This is a genomic window from Pelatocladus sp., assembly GCF_059505505.1.
In genome coordinates, this window is sequence record NZ_JCACKS010000190.1 from 1 (window position 1) to 2,452 (window position 2,452).

Genomic DNA, 2,452 nt, shown 5'->3' on the forward strand with positions numbered 1-2,452 from the left:
CTTTTTTAAGGGGGATTTAGGGGGATCAGAGGATTTATGTGTACACCGCAGCCTTTATAAGGGGGGATTAAGCAGGGTGGTTTCATACAAGCAGAGAAAATTAAAATCTTCTTTTAAAGCCTCTCCCCTTAATAAGGGGAGAGGTTTGGAGAGGGGTAAAAATCTATGCTTCAAAACGAGAAATACAGACTTCCATATTTTTCTTTTTTCGTATGAAACCACCCTACTCCCCTTAATCCCCTCTTTCATGGGTAGGGTTTTTAGAATATCGAAAATAGTTGAGAAAATTCTCAATTGCTTAACGTGGTTTGGTTGTTTCAGGATTTTTAAATCGGCTGAAACAGTCAAAAAATGACCAAATACAAAATCCCTACCCTTGAAAGCTTAATCCCCTCCCCGCTTGCGGGGAGGGGCGGTTTTGGCGTTAGACAAAACCGGGGTGGGGTTCAAAGGGAATTATGCGTGATTACTTATCATCCCAAAACTCTATGGTCATAAATTGTTAATTTCCTCATCTGCCCCACTGCCAAAATGCTAGAATTAATACTTATGCTGGGGGTGCCTGCATCCAGGCTGAGATTATACCCTTCGCACCTGAATCCGGATAATGCCGGCGCAGGGAAGCTGTTTATTGAGGAAAGCGAATATGCGGACAGAATGGGTTGCCAAGCGAAGAGGCGAGAGCAATGTTAGTCAAATGCACTACGCTCGTCAAGGTGTTATTACTGAAGAAATGCACTACGTCGCTAGGCGAGAAAACCTCCCTGTTGAGCTAATCAGAGATGAGGTAGCGCGGGGGCGGATGATTATTCCTGCAAATATCAATCACACTAATTTAGAACCAATGTGTATTGGTATTGCTTCCAAATGTAAAGTAAATGCTAACATCGGTGCTTCTCCCAACTCTTCTGGTATTAACGAAGAACTGGAAAAGCTAAACCTAGCGGTAAAATACGGGGCTGATACCGTCATGGATTTATCCACTGGCGGTGGTAACTTAGATGAAATTCGCACCGCGATTATTAAAGCTTCACCCGTCCCTATTGGCACAGTGCCAGTATATCAAGCTTTGGAAAGTGTACATGGCAGGATTGAAAATCTCACAGCAGAGGATTTTCTGCATGTAATTGAAAAACACGCCCAACAAGGGGTAGATTACATGACGATCCACGCTGGGATTTTAATTGAACACTTGCCTTTAGTCAGAAACCGCCTGACTGGCATTGTCTCTCGTGGTGGTGGTATTTTGGCAAGATGGATGCTGCACCATCACAAACAAAACCCACTTTACACCCACTACCGAGAGATCATCGAGATTTTCAAAAAATATGATGTCTCATTTAGCTTGGGTGATTCACTCCGTCCTGGTTGTACTCATGATGCTTCTGATGCAGCCCAATTAGCAGAACTCAAAACCCTGGGACAACTAACCCGTAAAGCTTGGGAAGACGATGTGCAGGTGATGGTCGAAGGCCCTGGACACGTGCCGATGGATCAAATTGAGTTCAATGTTAAAAAGCAGATGGAAGAGTGTTCGGAAGCACCTTTCTATGTACTTGGCCCATTAGTCACAGACATTGCTCCTGGTTACGACCACATTACCTCCGCTATCGGTGCAGCCATGGCTGGTTGGTATGGCACTGCTATGTTGTGCTATGTTACACCCAAAGAACACTTGGGTCTGCCAAATTCTGAAGATGTACGCAATGGATTAATTGCCTACAAAATAGCAGCCCATGCGGCGGATATCGCCAGACGCCGCCCTGGTGCAAGAGATAGAGACGATGAACTCTCCCGCGCTCGTTACAACTTCGATTGGAATCGTCAGTTTGAATTAGCACTCGACCCCGACAGAGCTAAGGAATATCACGATGAAACTTTACCAGCAGATATTTATAAAACTGCTGAGTTCTGCTCGATGTGTGGACCTAAGTTCTGTCCGATGCAAACTAAAGTAGATGCAGATGCATTGACGGAACTAGAGAAGTTCTTGGCGAAGGATAAACAAGAAGTGGTAACACAAAGCTAGTCAGTGTTTCTCTGCGCCTAGGAATTTTGTCGAAGAAGGGAACAGAGAATAGTCAAAGAACCCCACCCCCAATCCCGAAAGCGGGGTTGGGGGTGGGGTGGTTTCATACAAAAAAAGAAAAATATGGAAGTCTGTATTTCTTGTTTTGAAGCATAGATTTTTACCCCTCTCCAAACCTCTCCCCTTATTAAGGCTACGGTGTACACACAAATCTAGGTTGAGCGCATCTGTACCGCCTCGGAATAAATTCCGAGTCTCATAGCGCAAGTCCTCTGAAGAGGACTCAAAAAAAAGTTTGTTCCAGTCCACTTGAGTGGACTTTCGCTATGAGCCTGGAACTTTAGTTCTAGGCGGGATACAGTTTCAACTAACAATACCTTCGCCAAATTTATGAACTGGTAGAACAAGGATCGGCAGGGTGGA

At 44.7% G+C, this 2,452-nt stretch carries 2 protein-coding genes and 1 riboswitch; both genes read left to right on the forward strand.

From position 1 onward, the window contains the following. The coding region (locus tag AC5JMK_RS14245) for a hypothetical protein (RefSeq protein ID WP_495910404.1) at positions 1 to 355 on the forward strand (355 nt) is incomplete at its 5' end. A 189-nt stretch (positions 356 to 544) separates the two neighbouring features. Continuing rightward, a riboswitch (TPP riboswitch) is annotated at positions 545 to 639 on the forward strand. Between the two features lie 7 nt (positions 640 to 646). Then, positions 647 to 2,029, forward strand: coding sequence for a phosphomethylpyrimidine synthase (gene thiC / locus AC5JMK_RS14250; RefSeq protein WP_096675410.1), 1,383 nt, complete (start codon positions 647 to 649; stop codon positions 2,027 to 2,029). The last annotated feature ends 423 nt before the right edge of the window (positions 2,030 to 2,452 follow it).

What these genes read in the sequence shown, in the direction of transcription:
- thiC (WP_096675410.1), top strand. Translation starts at nt 647, where the DNA reads ATGCGGACAGAATGGGTTGCCAAGCGAAGAGGCGAGAGCAATGTTAGT.